Annotated in this window: 20 protein-coding genes; 6 read left to right on the forward strand and 14 right to left on the reverse strand. The window is 39.3% G+C overall.

The features are described from left to right. Nucleotides 1-3 precede the first annotated feature (3 nt). Genes grpE through guaB form a run of 4 tightly spaced genes read right to left on the reverse strand, consistent with a single transcriptional unit; the run spans nucleotide 4 to nucleotide 3,928 of the window. Nucleotides 4-606, reverse strand: a complete 603-nt coding sequence (gene grpE / locus HZC45_06240; GenBank protein ID MBI5682747.1) for a nucleotide exchange factor GrpE — start codon at nucleotides 604-606, stop codon at nucleotides 4-6. Nucleotide 607: 1 nt separating this feature from the next. Continuing rightward, a complete protein-coding gene (hrcA, locus tag HZC45_06245) occupies nucleotides 608-1,648 on the reverse strand; it encodes a heat-inducible transcription repressor HrcA (protein MBI5682748.1) in 1,041 nt (346 codons plus the stop codon). A 60-nt stretch (nucleotides 1,649-1,708) separates the two neighbouring features. Then, nucleotides 1,709-2,461, reverse strand: a complete 753-nt coding sequence (locus tag HZC45_06250; protein ID MBI5682749.1) for an RNA methyltransferase — start codon at nucleotides 2,459-2,461, stop codon at nucleotides 1,709-1,711. A gap of 51 nt (nucleotides 2,462-2,512) precedes the next feature. Next, a complete protein-coding gene (guaB, locus tag HZC45_06255; protein MBI5682750.1) occupies nucleotides 2,513-3,928 on the reverse strand; it encodes an IMP dehydrogenase in 1,416 nt (471 codons plus the stop codon). A 274-nt stretch (nucleotides 3,929-4,202) separates the two neighbouring features. On the opposite strand from guaB, the gene HZC45_06260 reads away from it, so the two are divergent. The 6 genes from HZC45_06260 (at nucleotide 4,203) to HZC45_06285 (ending at nucleotide 9,469) form a co-directional block, all read left to right on the forward strand. Continuing rightward, nucleotides 4,203-4,379, forward strand: coding sequence for a hypothetical protein (locus tag HZC45_06260; GenBank protein ID MBI5682751.1), 177 nt, complete (start codon nucleotides 4,203-4,205; stop codon nucleotides 4,377-4,379). Between the two features lie 37 nt (nucleotides 4,380-4,416). Then, complete coding sequence (locus HZC45_06265; GenBank protein ID MBI5682752.1) at nucleotides 4,417-5,187, forward strand: glycosyltransferase family 2 protein; 771 nt, start codon at nucleotides 4,417-4,419, stop codon at nucleotides 5,185-5,187. 90 nt (nucleotides 5,188-5,277) lie between these two features. Next, the gene (locus tag HZC45_06270) at nucleotides 5,278-6,363 is read left to right on the forward strand and encodes a glycosyltransferase family 4 protein (protein MBI5682753.1); all 1,086 of its coding nucleotides are present in this window, start codon (nucleotides 5,278-5,280) and stop codon (nucleotides 6,361-6,363) included. Next, the gene (rfaQ, locus tag HZC45_06275) at nucleotides 6,356-7,507 is read left to right on the forward strand and encodes a putative lipopolysaccharide heptosyltransferase III (GenBank protein ID MBI5682754.1); all 1,152 of its coding nucleotides are present in this window, start codon (nucleotides 6,356-6,358) and stop codon (nucleotides 7,505-7,507) included. The genes HZC45_06270 and rfaQ overlap by 8 nt, the downstream gene beginning before the upstream one ends. After that, entirely contained in the window at nucleotides 7,504-8,502 is a 999-nt protein-coding gene (locus HZC45_06280; protein MBI5682755.1) for a glycosyltransferase, read from the forward strand. The genes rfaQ and HZC45_06280 overlap by 4 nt, the downstream gene beginning before the upstream one ends. After that, the gene (locus HZC45_06285; GenBank protein MBI5682756.1) at nucleotides 8,495-9,469 is read left to right on the forward strand and encodes a class I SAM-dependent methyltransferase; all 975 of its coding nucleotides are present in this window, start codon (nucleotides 8,495-8,497) and stop codon (nucleotides 9,467-9,469) included. The genes HZC45_06280 and HZC45_06285 overlap by 8 nt, the downstream gene beginning before the upstream one ends. Here HZC45_06285 and HZC45_06290 read toward each other — a convergent pair. From HZC45_06290 to HZC45_06335, 10 genes are all read right to left on the reverse strand, one after another. Continuing rightward, nucleotides 9,432-10,580 carry a glycosyltransferase gene (locus tag HZC45_06290; GenBank protein ID MBI5682757.1) on the reverse strand — a complete coding sequence of 383 codons (1,149 nt, stop codon included), beginning with the start codon at nucleotides 10,578-10,580 and terminating at the stop codon, nucleotides 9,432-9,434. The two genes, HZC45_06285 and HZC45_06290, sit on opposite strands and share 38 nt — an antisense overlap. Further along, nucleotides 10,577-11,581 carry a glycosyltransferase gene (locus tag HZC45_06295; protein ID MBI5682758.1) on the reverse strand — a complete coding sequence of 335 codons (1,005 nt, stop codon included), beginning with the start codon at nucleotides 11,579-11,581 and terminating at the stop codon, nucleotides 10,577-10,579. The genes HZC45_06290 and HZC45_06295 overlap by 4 nt, the downstream gene beginning before the upstream one ends. Nucleotides 11,582-11,692: 111 nt before the next feature. Next, a complete protein-coding gene (locus HZC45_06300) occupies nucleotides 11,693-12,283 on the reverse strand; it encodes a class I SAM-dependent methyltransferase (protein ID MBI5682759.1) in 591 nt (196 codons plus the stop codon). A 24-nt stretch (nucleotides 12,284-12,307) separates the two neighbouring features. Next, nucleotides 12,308-13,753, reverse strand: a complete 1,446-nt coding sequence (locus HZC45_06305; GenBank protein ID MBI5682760.1) for a cobalamin B12-binding domain-containing protein — start codon at nucleotides 13,751-13,753, stop codon at nucleotides 12,308-12,310. A gap of 4 nt (nucleotides 13,754-13,757) precedes the next feature. Continuing rightward, the gene (locus tag HZC45_06310) at nucleotides 13,758-14,606 is read right to left on the reverse strand and encodes a glycosyltransferase family 2 protein (protein ID MBI5682761.1); all 849 of its coding nucleotides are present in this window, start codon (nucleotides 14,604-14,606) and stop codon (nucleotides 13,758-13,760) included. Nucleotides 14,607-14,753: 147 nt separating this feature from the next. Continuing rightward, nucleotides 14,754-15,794 (reverse strand): GDP-mannose 4,6-dehydratase, encoded by a 1,041-nt coding sequence (locus HZC45_06315; protein ID MBI5682762.1) that lies wholly within the window; start codon nucleotides 15,792-15,794, stop codon nucleotides 14,754-14,756. A 15-nt stretch (nucleotides 15,795-15,809) separates the two neighbouring features. Then, on the reverse strand, nucleotides 15,810-16,511 hold the full coding sequence (locus HZC45_06320; protein MBI5682763.1) for a WbqC family protein: 702 nt from the start codon (nucleotides 16,509-16,511) through the stop codon (nucleotides 15,810-15,812). Nucleotides 16,512-16,520: 9 nt separating this feature from the next. Then, nucleotides 16,521-17,558 (reverse strand): radical SAM protein, encoded by a 1,038-nt coding sequence (locus tag HZC45_06325; GenBank protein ID MBI5682764.1) that lies wholly within the window; start codon nucleotides 17,556-17,558, stop codon nucleotides 16,521-16,523. Between the two features lie 10 nt (nucleotides 17,559-17,568). Further along, nucleotides 17,569-18,429, reverse strand: coding sequence for a methionyl-tRNA formyltransferase (locus tag HZC45_06330; GenBank protein ID MBI5682765.1), 861 nt, complete (start codon nucleotides 18,427-18,429; stop codon nucleotides 17,569-17,571). Between the two features lies 1 nt (nucleotide 18,430). Further along, the coding region (locus HZC45_06335) for a methyltransferase domain-containing protein (protein ID MBI5682766.1) at nucleotides 18,431-19,001 on the reverse strand (571 nt) is incomplete at its 5' end.

Consider the following 19,001-nt stretch of genomic DNA (forward strand, 5'->3'; position numbering starts at 1 on the left):
AACTTACACACCATCAGATTTTTTATTTACAACAACCATTGCGGGTCTCAGGAGTCTTTCTTTTAAAAAATAGCCTTTCTGATACTCTTTAATAACTATGCCGAAATCGTGGTCTTTGCTTTCTTCCTGATTTATAGCCTCATGTTTGCATGGGTCAAATCTTTCTCCAACTGAAGAAATCTGCTCAAGACCGAACTTTTTTAATATCACAAGAAATTGGTCAAGTGTAAGTTTGACCCCGTCTCTCAATGCATTAAAATCAGCATCTGCATTTATGTGTTCCAATGCCCTTTCAAGATTATCCACAACAACTATTAACTCTTTTATCAGCCGTTCATTTGCAAAGGTTATTAAATCTTCCTTTTCTCTATCTGTCCTTTTTCTGTAGTTGTTAAGGTCAGCGGATGACAGTAAAAACCTCTTGTAATTTTCTTCACACTCCCTTGTCTTTTCATCCAAGACACATTTTATCTGGTCTATCTCTTTCTGAAGCAGTGTTATGGCATCCTCTTTTTTTTCAGCCCCTTCTGCTAATTCCATGTGTTCTGCATCAGCACCTTCCTGTACTGATTCTATACTTGTAAATTTCTGCTCCTTATCATCCATACTATTGATTCCCCTCCCTATCCTTCATGGTTTTACTTAAAAGTTTTGCAGTATAATCAACTATGGGAATAATCCTAGAGTAATCCATCCTTATAGGTCCTGCAATTCCAACTGTGCACCTGCAATTGTCATTACCGTAAGGTGCAGTAACAAGACCCAGTCCATTTATCTCTTTATATTCATTATCAGAGCCTATGAATATCTGCATACAGTTTGATTCTATTGCCCTGTCCAGAAACCTTACAACGATGCCTTTTTTCTCAAATGCCTTAAATATCTCCTTTATTCTCTCAACATCTTTCACAAATTCAGGCTGATTCAATATATTTATTCTGCCGTCCATATATATATCAGCATCACAATCGCCTTTCACGACAGTATCGTTTATCATAAGAACCTTTTTCATTAGTTTATCATACAACCTTTTTTCTCTCCTCATTTCACTTAATACCACTTCCCTTAATTCACGCAGTGTGCGGCCGGCAGTAATGTTATTCAGATACTCTGACATTTGCACAAGTTCCTGCTGTGAGATTTTATTATCTATCTGCATAATCTTTGTCTGTACGATGCCAGCATCTGAAACGAGTATAACCATTATCTGTCTGATATTTATCTTAATAAATTCCAGATGATGGATTTTAATGCTGTCAAATCTGGGTGCAAGAACAATTCCCATGCAAGTTGATAATGCTGATAAGAGGAGTGAAGTTTCCTTCATTATAGATTCCATGTTACCTGTTGTCCTGTATATATCATTTATCATCTTCTTCTCATGAAGCGGAAGACTCTTTGCCTTCATTATGCTAGCAATGTATCGCATAAAGGCACTGGCTGTTGGTATCCTGCCTGCAGATTTATGAGGCTGTTTCAGATATCCCATGTCTTCAAGATATGCCATAATATTTCTTATAGTTGCAGGGCATAGAGTGCCGTTGAATCTGGCTGACACAGCACCTGAACTTACTGGTTCTGCTGTCTTCACATAGTCCAGAATAATGGCATGGAGAATTGCACTGTTTCGTTCTGATAATACTTCCATACGATTGGCACTTAAAGATGATAACTGCTAATTATAAAATACCAATGAGATTAAATATTGTCAAGGAAAGAGAAAGATTTGCGCCCTCTTTTCAATCTGCGTGCAGATGCCCCTGAGCATATTCACCTCTTTGTGCATAAGAGATGTTCTGCCGAAAAGCCGTTTGAACGATCTCATTATCAATTCTAAAAGATATTCGCCGCCTTTTTCTCCATAGCCAAGTTTTCGCAAGGTTTTTTCAAGGTGGATGTACATGCTGCTTATCTCCTCCATATTGGCAAGTCTGACAGGCTGACCCTTTTCCTCATTGGTTGTCTTAAACAGTTCATAGCATATCAATAACACAGCATGGGAAAGGTTGATTGATGGATATGACTTACTGGCAGGGATTTCAACTATATTTGAGCAGAGTTCTATATCTTCGTTAGAAAGCCCTTTGTCTTCTCTGCCGAAAAGGATTGATACCTTATTTTTTTGTGCTGCCCGAATTATCTGGGGCATGACATCATGAAAGGTCATGAGGGGATACCTGAGCCTGCCTTTTCTTCTTGTTGTGCCTATGACTAAAGAGGAGTCTAAAATTGCATTATCAAGATTTGAAAATACCTTTGCACCAAGAAGGACATCATCTGCCTTGCATGCCATTTTATATGCTTCGTCATTTTTATAATCTGTGGGATTTATGAGGACAAGGTTTTTTAGACCTGTATTCTTCATTGCCCTGGCAACAGAACCTATGTTGCCAGCACCCTGCGGTTCAACAAGGACGATGTTTATATTCTGGAAGGATTTATGCTCCAGAGGTAGAAAAATTAAGGGTTATAAATTATGAATTGTAAACTTAATTCCTAATTTATAATTGCATTACCCTTCTGTCTTATAATTCGGCGCCTCTTTTGTTATGGTTACATCGTGGACATGGCTCTCCCTTAGTCCTGATACTGTAATCTTAACAAACCTTGTGCTTTTCTGTAAATCCTTTATTGTCCTGCATCCGCAGTAGCCCATGCCTGATTTCAGGCCGCCTATGAGTTGATGTATACTTGAGGAAAGCGGTCCCTTGTAAGTTACTCTGCCCTCTATGCCTTCTGGCACAAATTTTAATTCACTTTCAACATCATCCTGAAAATATCTGTCCTTGCTCCCTTTCTTCATTGCCTCTATAGAACCCATGCCTCTGTATAACTTGTATGTCCTGCCTTGATAAAGGACTGTTTCACCGGGGGATTCCTCTGTGCCTGCAAAAAGTCCGCCGAGCATAACTGAATCAGCGCCTGCTGAAATTGCCTTTGTAATATCGCCTGAAAATTTTATGCCTCCGTCTGCTATCACAGGGATATTATATTTTTTTGCTGCCTTAACACCATCTATTATAGCGGTAATCTGCGGAACGCCTACGCCTGTTACAACCCTTGTAGTGCATATTGAACCCGGACCAACGCCTACCTTTACGGCATCCACTCCTGCCTTTATAAGTGCAAGCACACCCTCTTTTGTAGCCACATTACCTGCAATGAGCTGGCATTTAAAATTCTTTTTTATTGCCTTGACAGATTCTATGACGCCCTTTGAATGTCCGTGTGCTGTATCCACAACAATTATATCTGCACCTGCATTTAAAAGGGCGTCCACCCTTGCATCCCTGTCAAAGGAAACACCAACTGCCGCACCTGCCATCAGCCTGCCAAGTTTATCCTTGCATGAATTCGGATACCTTTCCCGTTTTTCAATATCCTTTATGGTTATAAGACCGCATAGACTATTCTGTTTATCAACAAGTGGAAGTTTTTCTATCCTGTGCTTGTGAAGTATCTCTTTTGCCTTTTCATGGGTTATGCCGCATGGAGCAGTAATAACTTCTTTTGTCATAACTTCTTTAATCTTTTTATCCAGATTTTCCTCAAACCTCAAATCCCTGTTTGTGAGTATGCCAACGAGTCTTGTGCCAATTACTATAGGAAGCCCTGATATTTGATTTTCTTTCATAATCTTCAGGGCATCCTTAAGCCTTTGTTCAGGTGACATTGTAAGCGGATTTAATATAATACCGCTCTCAAACTTTTTTACCTTCAGGACCTCTGCTGCCTGTTCTTCCACAGTAAAATTTTTATGTATTATTCCAATGCCGCCTTCCTGTGCCATTGCAATCGCCATCTTTGATTCTGTAACCGTATCCATTGCGGCGCTTATAAGCGGGATATTCAACTTTATATTATTTGTCAGTCTTGTTGATATATCCGCATCCTTTGGAAGGATATGTGAATACCTTGGCATAAGCATCACATCATCAAATGTGAGACCTTTCCCCGCTTGAAACCTGCGGGGACGAGTTTTAAAATTGTTGTTTGGCACGGTAAACCTCCTGTATATTTTTTATCCTCTGTCAATAATGTATCCCTTGTCTCTATTAAATCATCTGTAATGACAATCTCAACTAATGTCGCATCTGCATCATAACCATTATTAACGAGTTCTCTGATGGCTCAATTGATTTAAAAACCAATCAGACCAATGAACCCAATAAAACTTAAATGTAGTATATTGGAAAAGCACCATGTTTGTCAATATTGCCAGATGTATTATAGTTTGTGCCGGGGCATTTGTTGACGGACTTCTTGAAAAGGAGTATAAGGATATAGGGAAGGAATTTATCTGGCAGTGGTTCTTTCCAGCCAAGACATTGACGCTTGTCCCTGAGGCGGGTGAATATAGGAGGTATCATCTCCGGTGAACGGTTCTGAGTTTTGACTTGATGAGGAATATTTATAATGCAAAAGATTTCTGTTACCATCATAGCCCTCAATGAAGAAGAAAATATCCGTGCATGCCTTGAAAGCGTGAAATGGGCTGATGAAATCCTTGTTTCAGATTCAGGGAGCAGTGACAGGACTGTTGCAATTTGCAAAGAATATGGCTCACAGGTCTTTATTGATTCATGGTATGGATTTGGTAAGCAGAAAAACCTGATTGCGGGCAGGGCAAAAAACAGATGGATTTTAAACATTGATGCAGATGAGCGGGTAACAGATGGTTTGAAAGCAGAAATAGAACAGGTGTTGACTGCAAATGATTGCGAGGGTTATTATATTCCTAGAAAGAACTTTTTTGGGAATAAATGGATAAGATACTGCGGTTGGTATCCTGACTATAATTTAAGGCTTTACAGAAAAGATAAAGGGGTTTTTAATGAAAGGGCTGTGCATGAGGCTGTTCAGATTAATGGCAAAATCAGTTATCTCAAAAACCATCTAGAACATTATACATACAGGGATATAAGCGATTACCTGAAAAGGATGGACAGGTATTCAACCCTTGCAGCAGAGGAGATGTTTAAAAAAGGCAGGCAGATAGGTCTATTAGGTCTTGTTCTAAAACCATGCCTTACATTTTTAAAGATATATTTTTTTAAGAGAGGGTTTCTAGAAGGGTATACAGGGCTTGTTTTATCAGGGCTTTATGCCAGTTATACCCTATCCAAGTATGCGAAATTGAGGGAGATGCAAAATGGTATGTCCACTGAAAAAGAACAAGGCAGATAAAAATACACATGGCAGGATTATTTCACATGGACAGATGAAGATAAGTGGGAGGTTTTTTAAGTGGCACCTCCTGAAGCGGTGGTGAAATAAATGCCAACCATACTTCATACAGAGTCCTCCACAGGATGGGGAGGACAGGAGATAAGGATATTACAGGAATCTATCGGGATGATTAAAAAGGGATACCGTGTAATAATTGCAGCGCCTGAGCAAAGTAATATCTTTAAAAGGGCTAATGATATAAACATTCAAGTCTTTCCTATTCAATTTCAAAAAAAGAATCCAATGTCATTTATAAAAATATTATCCCTTGTCAATAATGAAGATGTTGATATAGTCAATACGCATAGTTCATCAGACAGCTGGGTTGCAACAATTGCAGCAAAGCTCTCAAAAGTTAAACCTAAAATAATCAGGACAAGGCATCTTTCAACACCGATAAGCAGGTTTTATTTCAGCCGTTTGATATATAACCAGTTGCCTGATACAATAATAACAACAGGTGAAGAGATAAGGCAGAAGATGATAATGGATAATGGATATGATGCAAGTAAGATTTTTTCTATACCTACAGGAATAGATTTAGATATATTCCATATAGAGAAAGTTAAACCTGCTATACAAAATAATGGTTACTCTGTTGGAATGGTGGGTGTTTTGAGAAGTTGGAAGGGACACAAGTATTTTATAGAAGCAATTCCATTAATACTTGAAGAGATTCCTGATGTTTCTTTTTATATTGTTGGCGATGGCCCGCAATTTCAGAATATAAAAAGCATGATAGAAAAACTAGGGCTCACAGGTAAAGTTTTTATGCTGGGGCATAGAGAAGATGTGCCTGAAATAATTGCATCCCTTGATGTTCTGGTGCACCCCTCATATGCCAATGAAGGTGTTCCACAGACCATCCTCCAGGCAATGGCAATGCAAAGACCTGTTATAGCCTCTGATTCCGGGGCTATTAAGGAAGTGGTTATTGATAAAAAGACAGGCTTCCTAATAGAGATTAAAAGCCCTGAACAAATTGCAGAAAAGGTTATAGAGTTTTATAGAAAACCTGAACTAATAGGAGAATTTGGGAAAGAGGGAAGAAGGTTTGTGGAAGAAAACTGTTCTTTTGAGAAAATGCTCAATAAAATAGAAGCCGTTTATAAAAGGCTCTTGAGCAATGCATGAATTTAAAGATATAAAAAAGATCCTTGTTATCAAACTCCGTCATATAGGAGATGTTCTCCTTTCTGTTCCTGTTTTCAGGACTTTGCGGGGGACATTTCCTGATGCCCATATATCTGTCCTTGTAAATGCCGGCACAGAAGATGTGCTAAATGGCAATCCCCTCATTGATGAGATAATCTCCTTTGACAGAAAAATAAAGGATATGCATCCACCAAAGAAATATCTTAATGAATTATTGTTCTTAAATGGAATACGTTCAAAGAGGTTTAACATGATTGTTGACCTTAATGGCGGCGACAGACCTGCCATCATATCCTTTTTGTCAGGGGCAAGATACAGGCTTGGCAATAGTCCTGTTTACAGCGGGTTCTGGAGAAAATACCTCTATACCCATCTCGCAGAAAGAGATTTACTTAAACACACTATCTTGCAGAACCTGGATGTTATAAAAGAATTCGGAAAAAAAAAAAAAAAACCTATAGTTGATATCTTCATTCCTGAAGACGCACAGAAATTTGCAGAGAAAGTATTTGCCGGATACGGCATAAAAGAATCTGATACAGTTGTCCATGTGCATCCCACATCAAGATGGTTCTTCAAATGCGGCAAGGACGAGTATATGGCAGAGGTAATAAAACAGCTTATAGAGAAAGGGATTAAGGTGGTTGTTACTTCTTCGGCGGATGAGCGGGAGATGGACAAGGCAAAAAAGATATTGTCTTTGGTCAATTTACGGTTATTAGATTTGTGCGGTAAGACCAGCATCAAACATCTTGCAGCGGTTGCAAAGATGTCCAATCTGTTCATAGGTGTCGATTCTATGCCCATGCACATAGCCGCGGCAGTTAACACACCTGTTATCGCCCTCTTCGGGCCCACAGGGGCATATAACTGGGGACCGTGGGATAACCACAGTTCGGAGTCAAGAGTTCGGAGTTTGGAGTTTAGAAACCCATACTCAAAAAGAAACGGCATACAGACTTTTGGGAGGCACACAGTTATTCAGCGAGACTGGGAGTGTGTGCCATGCGGGGCAAGCGGCTGCAACTTCACAAAAATAAGCCGATGTCTTGAAGAAATAACACCTCAGGAGATAATAGAAATTGCGATGCATAAACTGAAGGAGACAGGCAAGACCTCATGAAGATATTACTCTCCTTTCCCGGACACCTCAAGACCGTGCCTATGAACGGATTTATATACCAAACCCTCAAGGCAATGGGACATGAGGTTGTCCCGTTCAACTTCGGTGTTCAAGGCATTTATCAAAGGTTGATAAAAAAAATCTCAAATGACAACTTTCTCAATCATATCAACAACAAATTAAAAAGACTTGCAGACATCTTTAAGCCGGATATATTTCTTACCATATTCGGTTTTGACCACAACAGGGAAACCGTAGATTACATAAAGAAAAAGGACGTCATAACCATCTGCTGGTGGCTGAATGACCCATTTCAATTCAACAGGTCTGTAAAACAGGCAGGGTTTTATGATTACTATTTCACTAATGCAAAAGGCAGTGTTGAGGGCTACAGGGAAAGCGGCATTAAGAATGTCTTTTTTCTCCCTGTCGGATGTTATCCCCCTGTCCACCGCAGGCTTGCAGATGCTAAAGATAAAAAATACGACATCTGCTTTGCAGGGGACTGGCATCCTGTCAGGGAAGAAATGCTCTCTTCCCTTGCAGCAGACTTTAATATATCAATATTTGGGCCATGGGGGGATAAGATGAAAAGGGGATATCCCTTAAAACAAAGCATAAAAAAAGATGGCGGCTTCTCCCCTGATGAAATGGTGAGGGTATTTAATCAATCAAAGATTGTCCTAAACATACATACATGGTTTGGCAAATGGGATTACGGGATAAACCCGCGGGTATTTGAGGCAAACGGCTGCGGTGCATTCCAGATATGCGATTATAAAAAGGAGATAGTGGAGATGTATGACATTGACAGCGAGATTGTGCTTTATAGAAACATTGACGAACTGAAAACAAAACTATCCCATTTTCTATGTAGTGATAGAGAAAGAGATGAGATAGCAGGCAATGCACTCCTAAAAACCCACAACAGACACACATATAAGGAGAGACTCAAGGAGATGTTCTCAATTTGCGGGATGAAGGACTATGCATAAAAATATCCCGTGCAACCTGTGCGAGTGCAGTGAACATCGCCTTCTCTTTAAAGTAAAGGACTTGAACTATCGCACAACAGACGAGGAATTTAACCTTGTCAAATGCAGGCAGTGCGGTCTTATATATCTCAACCCCCAGCCGCAGGATATGGCGAGGTATTATCCAACTTCATATGCCCAGTATGTACCGGCAGGGAAAGGCTCCGGCTTCAAAAGGGATATAGCCGCTGCCTTTAAAATATTTTACAACGTTAACAATGGAAAAACTGCAACAATAGGAAAGAAAATAAAATATTTGCACAGGCTCCTTGAGATACTGGTTCAGGACAGGTTCTTCCTTTACCGGATTCAATACAGCAGGGATAAAAAGATACTTGATGTGGGATGCGGAAATGGAAGTTATCTCATCGGACTCAAATCATTGGGGTGGAATGCGGAGAAGCAGCTCTACGGCATTGACTTTAAAAGTCCTGTGCTGCAGGAGTTAAAAGAACAGGAGCAGATAAACACAATGGAAGGTAATTTCATTGATATTGACCTGCCGAAAAATTTCTTTGATGTGGTTACCTTCAGGCATGTACTAGAGCATTTTCCAGACCCGCTGTTGGCATTAAAAAAGGCATATACCATATTGAAATCCGGCGGCAGCATTTTGATAGATGTGCCGAACTTCAGGAGCATTGAGGCATTGCTTCTCTTTAAGGATAAATGGTTTGCCATAGAGGCGCCGAGACACCTCTATCATTACTCCCCTGCAACATTAATGGGACTTTTAAATAAAGCAGGATTTATTGTGGAAAAGATATATTTACAGAAAAACAGCGATTCCTTCAAAAAGAGCCTGAAAAACTACGGCTGTAAAAACCCATCCAAGCATATTGAAAAATATCTTATAAGGAATCTTCTGAAGGTCTTTAAGTTATTCGGCTTCAGCGGAGAGATGCTGTGCCGTGCGGTGAAAAGATAGTTTCGTATGCCTTTTCCAGCCTTTTTGTCATCACCATTGCAGAGTAGTTTTGCATTACATCCCTTTTTGCCCTATCGGATAATCTTTGACGAAGCCGCTGATCACAAATCATCTTCTTTATCGCCTCTGCTGCGGCTGATGGATTGGATGTGGGAATGACGATGCCGTTCTCTCCATTTACAATTACATCCTTTACCCCGCCTGCATGGGTGGTAATAATTGGGAGTCCAGACGCCATTGCCGAGAGAAGAGATAGGGGCAGCCCCTCCCATAACGAGGGGAACACAAATATATCCATTGCTGAAAAAAGGCGCGGGAGGTCTGTCCGTGTGCCTAAAAATATAATCCTGTCGTTAATCTCAAGGCTGTCAGCCAATCCTTTTAACTCCTGCTCAAGCCTGCCTGAACCGATAATAAGACATTTCATATTGATATCCCTGTCCTTTAAAACCTTCACAGCCTCAATCAAAAAGGACTGCCCCTTTGCAGGTTCAAGCCTTGCCACATTACCGATTACAATGTCTTCTGTTTTTAAGCCCAGTTCCTTTCTCACAGCATTCCTATCGTGTGTTTCTGCAAAAGGGTCTGTGTCAATACCATAAGGTATGATTTCCATCTTTTCCAGAGGCACTCGGTCATACTGCATTACATCTGCCATTACAGTACTGGTCGCCACAAATACCCTGTCTGTAATTATTGAAAGAAGACGGTTTATAAACATCCTGTGAGGCTTTGTCTTTTGATAGATATTATGGACGGAGAAAAGTATTACGGGGGTGTTAGCAAGCCTTGCAGCAAGCCTTCCATAAAAACCAGCATTATACATATGGGTGTGAACTATATGAAACCCTTTGTGTTTTATAAGGTTTGTTAGTTTTAGCAGCAGAGGGATATTCAGACTGCCTATTTTTTTATTGCCGAGGGAAATAACCTCAATCCCGCATTCCTCAATCTGCCTGCCGATGTCGCCCTTTTCACTGAGACAGCAGACAGTGAGATCAAACCTGTCCCTGTCAATATTTTTTGCGATATTGAGCATGAGCGTCTCTGCCTCGCCCACAGGGAGTATAGTGAAGATGTGAAGGACTTTAATCTTACTTTTAATGTTCACCCCCCCACTATCTCTTTAATCTCTTTAACCACTTCCCTTATCCTGTGTTCCCATATATGCCTTGAAAGGACAAGCCTCCTGCCTGCCTCTGCAATAGATTCTCTTTCTTCCGATTTTACCTCTCTCAGATAATAGTGGAATTTGTCTTTAAAGTTTTCAGGAGTTACCTCAACAAAGTTAATGCCGTCAATATAACCGAATTCATCCAGCAGGTCTGTCTTTTCTCCAAAAAGAAGCGTGCCGCATGCAGGTATCTCGTAATATTTTGCAACCGTATATCCGTAGATGGATGCGCAGGTAAAACAGGATTTAAACCTGTTAAGCAGTTTTGCAAACCTCTCTGCATCATTACTGTGTCCCTTGACCCTTTGTCTTTTATAAAACTTCAAATCCTTCTGGCTTTCAAGGTGTTCCCTGACAAGCCTTCTGAACGGATATTTTTTATCGGTATGCGCGCCCATAGAGGCAATATCATATTTTCTTTTCATTCCCATAGGCTTAAAAATATTGGGGTCTGCAGCAAGATGGGAGTTAATTATCCTTATTGATTTAGTGCCAAGTCCCTCATAAACCATTTCGTTTGCTTTAGGGGCTATAGTGAAATAAGTAGTTACATTATTTTTAACGAAGAATTCCTTTTTCTGCTGATTTACCGGATTGTCAATAATGAAGTCCTGGGGATCGCCCACAAACCCGATAATCGGGATGCCGGTTTTGTCAAGATTTTTGATCCTGTGCGTATAATGTCTTACATAATGGATGTATATTATCTGCGGCGGCGTGCTGCCGAAGATGTCGTTAATAACCCGCCTTATATCCCAGTCATAGGATTCATAATCAAAATCTTCGCCAGTCTTTACGCCGCATGTCTGTCTTAAAAGCTCAAGGTCGCGGTAATATCCCTGATTTTTTTTATTGCTTCCTATAATGAGGATGGACATATTGTCTGGTTTATAAATAAATTCAGGTTTTCTATAAAACAGCCTTTTTAGGAATCTCATAGCGGTATATAGTATAATAGTTTCCGTGTTTTTACAAGAGGATAAGCCAGGAGGATAAGCCAGAAGATAAGCCAATTTATGAGGATAATCTTCTCACAAGGGAGGGTTAAGTTATGCACATGGTATTTTGAGAACAAATGCTTGAAGATTATAAGGGTAACTCCTCTTAATATGTAGAGAGCATATTATGTGGAAATGTCTATTTAATTCTTTTTCAAATTCTTCCTTTCTCCTCATAAATCGTCCTCTGTCAATCTTGCACAATAGCCAACCTATTAGATTTAATTTACTATCAGGATAAAAGGCATCCATTATTAGTATTGTAGTGTCAGGTTTAGATACCCTGATAATTTCATTAAAGACATTTTTAGCCCCATCATAACCTATATGATGAAAAAAGCCTATACTGAATACAGAGTCAAAAGAGTTATCCTTAAACGGCAATTTTGTAGCATCTCCACAGACAAATGGTTTGCGTTTTGAGAGGCTCCCTTTTCCGTAGATTAAATTTATATCTATACCACAGTATCTTTCTTCAAACAAATGGGCATATCTAAGGGTTCCACAACCTATATCAAGAACATTACCAGAGCAAATTTCTCTTATCTCTCTCTCTGTATTGATTAGAGCCTTTTTTCTTCCAAGCAGTAAAATTCTCTGAACAAAATTATGGATGTATCGGTTCTCAAGGAGTTTATACATTGATATCCTGATTGAGGATACACCTCATTGATTTGCCTTCCTCTTTGAAAATAGTCCCATGAGCCCATCAATATAATGCGGTATTTTGTCAATTTTGAAATTTTTAATTTCATTCAATACAAACTTAGGTCTCAGATAAAACTTTTTCATCGCCATTGACTGAAGTTTCATTATCTTCTCTTTTGAGAGTGCATCAGGAACATAGACAGGCTCACCTCCTGAGTAGGTTGGATATGAGGTGAAATCACTCCACTTTTTGAATTGTATTTTGTTCTGGCTGTTCAGCATATCCCACAATTCGCACCCCGGATATGGCACGAATATATTAAATATAGCATATCTGACATTCAGTTCCACTGCAAAGTCAATGGTCTGTCTGATAGATGATTCTGTTTCACATGGAAGCCCTATCATAAACATACCATCTATCTCTATACCGGCTTTTTTAGCCATTCTGACGGCGTCCCGGGCATCATGGGTTGTAAAATTTTTTTTAAGCATTTTAAGTATGTCATCGCTGCCTGATTCAATGCCAAAGTTAACCCGTACGCAACCTGCCTCTTTCATAAGGAATAGCAGGTCTTGCTCAAGAGGCTTGACACGGCACTCTGTTACCCACTTTAGTTTTTTGTTCAAGCCTCTATTGATAATCTCATTACAAAGGGCAGCAGCATGGCTTTTTACAAGGGTGAATGCCAGATCCATAAAACTAAAGACACGGCTCCCAAATTTTTCATACATAAAGACCATCTCATCTACAACTAATTTAGGGTCTCTCATCCTATATCGGGACCCGAGGCTCCTTTCTGTTCTGGAAGAGCAAAATGTACACTGATTGGGGCAACCGCGTGTAGATAGTATTTGCATCTCAACAACACCCCTCTTTACCTCTGTTCTCGGGTCTGTAGAGTATTTGCTGAGAGGAAATAAATCCCATGCCGGCAGCGGAAGGCTGTTAAGGTCTGCTATATGCTCACTCATCGGATTGTTTATGATAACACCGTTTTTCATAAATGATATACCGGCTACATCATCAGGATTCCCGTTGTCCGCAAGGGTCGCCAAAAGTTCCTGCATAGTTAATTCACCTTCTCTGTGAACAACAAAATCGGCATATTTTTGGGACAAAATCTCGTCTGAGAACAGAGAAGCGTGCATATTTCCCATTATTATGACTATATCTGGAAAACTGTTACGAATATGTTTGGATATTTCATAAACTACCTCAGCAGAAGGAGTCAGTACACTTATTCCTAGGGCATCAGGGTTGAACTCTCTTACCATCACCATTATTTCTTCCATGCCGTAACCATTGACATAGGCATCAGTGACTTTTACATCATGTCCGTTTTCTCTCAGCAATGCCGCAATATATGCAATGCCTATTGAAGGTTGAGGATTTGAAAATTTTTTTAATTTGCCATATGACCTGCTCAGATCAGTAGGTGGAATTAATAGTAAAACCTTCATTTCTCTACTCCGATTCGTGGGGATTAAACCTGCATATCCGACCCTTGTGTAAATGGCCCCTTTTCCTTAATATTATCCATACAAACCATAATTTAAAAATATCCAGAACAGAGGTCTTTATTGCCTTTATCTTTGTCCCCTTTGCCTCTCCTTTATTACGAGGAATAAAGTTTATTGGAACCTCTTTTATTGACATGCCAGCCCAATATGATTTTATCAAGCCTTCTGGGTTTGCAAAGGAACTTTTTGCCTCAAATTTGATTGTTTGAATCCATTTAGTAGGATAAAAGGTTATGTTCTGAAAATCAGAAAGTGGAACTCTAAAGAGGAGTCTTATTAACATATAATTAATCACAGATATTATAGCCTTTGTAACAGTATCAGAACGTTTAGTCAGGTGTTTTATACCAAAGAGTTTCAGAACCAATGCAAAGGGTTTTAGGAATTTCAATCTGACATTAACCGGTTTTCTTCTAACGCCTTGAACAATATCGTAGGTTTTTAAATACTCAAGAAACAATCTCAAATTGGCAATATCATAGCTCCAGTCAATTGTCTGCCAAAACAAATATTCCTTTGAAGCCTTCTGTATCGCCCTCTGGCTTGAAATACCCACATTCAAATTTTTTTCATTCTTAAACACCTTTAACCGCGGATTCTTCTCCTGAAATGCATTAGCTATTTCATAGGTTCTGTCTGTGCTTCCATCATCAATAAGTATAATTTCGTAGTCTTCAACTGTAGAATCCATCAACTGCGCCGCTTTTTCAAGATATTCCAGAATTGACTCTTCCTCATTGTATGCCCAACAAAGAAGGGATACACCTCTGTCAAATTTAGTCTTCAGTTCCATGCGGCATCAATGCAATTCTTTTTTATTTTCTCACACAAAGCACAAAGCCCTCAAAGATTTTCTATTTATTTTATTTCTCTCTGCCTTTGTGTTCTTTGTGTCTCTGTGTGATTATTTTTTTCATTCTACCTCTACCTTTACCTATCTTTAATGAAGTTCCTTTTTACCGGTCTTTGTAATAATCGGCACCGCCCTCATCCACAACTGTTTTTCCCACCATGCCCTGTTTTCTTTATACCACTTAACTGTCTTCTTTAGCCCTTCCTCCCATGTCACACTTGGCTGCCATCCCAACAAACTACTGATTTTAGATATATCGCCGGTATGCCTGAAAACCTGACCAGGACGGTCGCCAACACATGTTATCAACGATTCATCTTTACCCATTATCCTGACCACATCGTGCGCAATAGATAGAATAGAACGATGGACACTGCTAGCCACATTAAAAACCTCTCCTTTTACTTTGGTTATATCAGAGTGTATGACTGCATCAATTGCCCCGCATACATCTTCAACAAATACAAAATCCCGCGCCGCTGTCCCATCTCCATGCACCCTGACAGGTTCATCTAGGATACAACTCGTTATAAATCTCGGCACTGCCTTTTCCAAATGCTGATAAGGGCCATAATTATTAAAAGGACGGATTATTACAACAGGTATTTCATAGGTTGCCCAATAAGAATAAACAAGTCTGTCCGCACCTGCCTTTGCAGATGCATACGGACTCATGGGCATTAAAGGATGTTCCTCATCCATAAGTTCTTTTCTGGCGGTTCCGTAAACCTCTGAAGTAGATATATGAATAAATCTTTCTATCCTGTCTCTATATTTTAAAACTGCATTGGCAATTGTTTGTGTTCCAAGAACATCCGTTTCAAAAAAAAGAAAATTATCGTAGATTGAACGGGTCACATGGGTTTCAGCGGCAAAATGCACTACCACATCAGACTGAGAAACCAATGTATCCACTAATTCGCCATTTCTTACATTGCCATACCAGAAACTAATCCGTTCATCATGATTATTTTCATTCAAATTTACAGGAAGATTATCAACATGTCCGGCATATGTAAGGGCGTCAAGGATTATAATTTTATAATCAAGGTATTTTTTATAAATATGTCTGACAAAGTTGCTTCCTATAAAACCCGCGCCGCCTGTAACAAGTATGGTCTTTTTCATTTTATCTTACCGCCTTTATAAGTTTTTATTTAATAAGATTGCAAGACTCTCATCTCCATGATTGAAAAGCAAATCTATTACAGAAAGGTATGGAACAAAATCTCCATACAATTGATTGTATATAGGATGTTTATAATCCTGATATTCCATCTTTATACCATGACTTTCAAAATAATTCTCATCAATGTAATTTTTGCCTGCCGCCCCTTCATAAAAGGTATCCGCATTAAAAAACTTGCAGATATTTATAAGTCTTCCAATCTTGTCGCCATCTATATTTAATGCCGATGACTTGATTATCTTCGTGTCATCCATACCCAGACATTCGCTCAATCTTAATATAAAATACATATCAATATCCACAAGGCATTCCCACTCTTTTGAATACCCCTCTTCAAATATATCAATATATTTTTTAAAATAAGGCGCCTTTGAATAATTCTGTCTTATTGAAGAAAGGTGTTTCTTTCTCCAGTTTGTCTTGTTATCAATCTTCACCTCATGGACAAGCGGGTGGGCCTCCAAGTTGACCATAACAGGAACAGTAAGCCACTGAATGCCATTAGCTGTTTTAATCCTGTTTCGGTTTCTCCAACCTTCTTTATCATATTGAACATCGTCATAAATGACAAAAACATCGCTTTTGTGCATCTGCTCAAAAAAACCAAGCCATGGCAAATATCCCGGCTGTAAAATACCGATTGTCCTCTCACCCATCCTTTACCTCTACATATCCTTACCTGTCTCACTAACGCACCCCTCCATATCCTGAATATTCAGGGCGCCAGTTCTTTCTTTGCGGCTTTCTTCTGCATTTTTTACAATCTTCCAGTAATTGTGCTTCCATGAGCGGTATTTCCAATCAGGACAGTTCCTGCACATTTCAATTTCATCCCCTCTGTATTCAAGATGCAGTTTTCTGTAATATTCAAAACCAGCTCCGTGCCATATCTCTTTTATGCTCTTATCATGGATGTTTCCCATGTCAGTTACCGCGGCAATATCAAAGCCGCACACCATGACCTTTCCCCTTGAATCTATATTAAGCCTCTCGAAAATAAAAGGGCAAGGCACACGCTCTTCAGGCGGCAGATAAGGAGTAGAGTCAGCAGATTTTAATGGGTCGTTTATCCCCCATGTAAGATATTTTCTCTTTTGGAAAACATCCACGCGAGGTTCCCAAAATTTTGCCACCGTATCTATATCAACACCATCCTGATTGACACCGCTTGCTATAATCTTTGAAGAACTTTTTAATTTATTCCTTAACTCAACCATCCTCTTGACATTTTCAACCAATGTATCCCAGTCAAGACCCTTCCTCACCCTTTCGTATGTTTCAGGGTCTGCAGCATCCACGCTGAACTCTATCATATCAACCCCTGCCTCAAGAAGCCTCATACTGTTTTCCTCTGTGAATCTTGATCCATTGGTTATTAAGCCAACTTTTGCCCCCACCTTTTTTGCATATTCCATCAATTCAACAGCCTTTGGATGCAGCATTGGTTCTCCGCCGCCTGAGAGCCGTATCCATGCATTATATTTCCCGCACTCGTCTGCTATTATCTTAAAGGTATCCTCATTCATAAAAGGTCTGTCCCTGTAATCAGCCCTGATTTCTGAATTTGTATACGGGCAGTATGGACACTTTGCATTGCACACATATACAAACGAAAGCACGCACATCATCGGAAATCCTTTTGCTTCAGGCCTAATGCCGTAAGACTCTTGTACATGTTCAACAATTATATTTTCATCAGTCATATCTGTTTTTTCACACAATATGAAATTTTGTTATCCCTTCCATTGTTTTGATTACAAGATAACCTTTGTTGGCTCCATAAGCCCTCATTCCTCTGCCTTTTAATAATTCTGCAAATTTAACTGTGTATTTTTTATCGCCACATTTCACAACTGCGCCAGGATACGGCGTCATTGCCCTAATTTTATTAATTATATCATTAAACGGTTTGTTAATATCTATTTCAGCATCCATAAGCGAGCGTTTTTGGTAATAAGTTGCCTCTGATTCATTTTGCGCCAAAAATTTACTCTTATCATTTTGCAATACCAACCTCAATGCCTCGATTAATGCATTTTCTGAAAGCGCCGCAAGTTTAAATCTTAAAGCGCCGTCCGTATCAGCAGGCTCTATCTGCAGTCTTGACTGAGTAATAAAACAGCCGTTATCTATTCTTTCATCCTCAATAAAATGGATGGTAACACCCGTCTCTTTTTCGCCGTTCATCAATGCCCATACAGTTGGTGTTGCCCCTCTATATTTTGGCAGAAGCGAGGGATGGATATTTATCACACCAAGTTTTGGTATGGATATAATAGATTTTGGAATAATCTGATTAAAACTGCTGACAATAATAATATCAGGGGAAAGTTTTTTAATAATGTCATAGGTTTTTTCATCTTTAAAATTCAGCCCTTCATAGAGGGCTATCCCGCTTCTTAACACAACATCCTGCATTTTTTCGCATTCATAGTATGGAAAAGGACCTGCCTCCTTTTCAGGTGTAAATACTGCAATAATTCTAATAGATGGATGTTTAAGCAAAACCTTTAATGCATTATTTCCTAATCCTGTCATTGCAAACAATAAAACCTTATACTTATTTATTTCCATATTACTTTTCAGGTAAACGTGCGACAAGCAATATATACCAAGCATAATCTTGCATCTCTTCGCCAAGTTGTTCGAGTCCTTTCATGATTTTAAGCACATCGTATTTTTGACCCAAATACAGCATTTGTTCTGTTGAGAGAATTTTTAGAAAGATACCTTTAACTTTAACAACTTCATAGCCAGATTCTATGAAGATAGCGCGCCATTTAAAACGATCGTAAAGATGGACATTAAAGACTTCTTTATCTCTCTTATTGTATACATCCGGCCCTAATTCAATGCCCATATAAGTACCAAGTCGTCTGTGAAAAGACCTACTATTAGGTGTACATGCTATAATAACGCCATCGGATTTTAACCAAGCCTTGGCCATTTTCAAGAAATCAACATCATTTGGGATGTGCTTTATCACGCCTGACATTAGTATAGTGTCATAAGTGGCTACTGGTTTGTAATCCTCAAATAATGTTTGAAACACCCTAACCCGTGGCTCATCCTGAAAATCATTTCGTGCTTTTTCAACATGATTACTTGCTGCTTCAATAATGTCTACCCTCCCCCCCCCCCCCCCC

The sequence above is a fragment of the Deltaproteobacteria bacterium genome (assembly GCA_016223005.1).
GTDB lineage: Bacteria > Desulfobacterota > GWC2-55-46 > UBA9637 > GWC2-42-11 > JACRPW01.